A 507-nucleotide genomic window follows, 5' to 3' on the forward strand; every position below is an offset into this window, starting at 1 on the left:
CAGTAGAATCTGATGTGTTACCTGCTTCGTCAGTAGCTGTTGCAGAAACTTTATCACCTTCTTTGAGCTCAACACCTGCTGGTACATCAACTGTGTAGTTGCCGTTTTCGTCAGCTGTTGTTGTAGCTGTTGATCCATCTGGGAAGGTTACTGTGACAGTTGCACCTGGTTCGGATGTACCTGTTACAGTTGTATCACCTGCTTTTGGTATGTTGACTACTGGTGCTTCTGGTGCTGTGGTATCTGTATTAGGGGTTACAGTATCAGTACCTGGGATTGTGTCAACTGAGCCATCTGGGTAAGTGATCGTCACTGTTCCATCGTTTCCAACTTCTACAGTTGTACCTGTTGGAAGGTTTGGATTAGACTTCTCTACTTCTTCCTTAACTTTAGCTTTTTCGTCATCAGTCAAGTTGTTCGTATCCGCAACTGGAGTCTTAGTTGGGTTAGTCAAATCGTTCTTCTCTGCATCCGTTTGTGGAGTTGGAGTAGTTGTTACGACTGTAT

Annotated in this window: 1 protein-coding gene; it reads right to left on the bottom strand. The window is 44.2% G+C overall.

Annotation, left to right across the window (positions count from 1 at the left end; translation table 11 throughout):
• Window positions 1–507: Ig-like domain-containing protein (locus NF418_RS10315; RefSeq protein WP_256779535.1), on the bottom strand; the 507-nt coding region annotated here is incomplete at both ends.

This window comes from Streptococcus suis (assembly GCF_024509555.1).
GTDB classification, from domain to species: Bacteria; Bacillota; Bacilli; order Lactobacillales; family Streptococcaceae; genus Streptococcus; species Streptococcus suis_AD.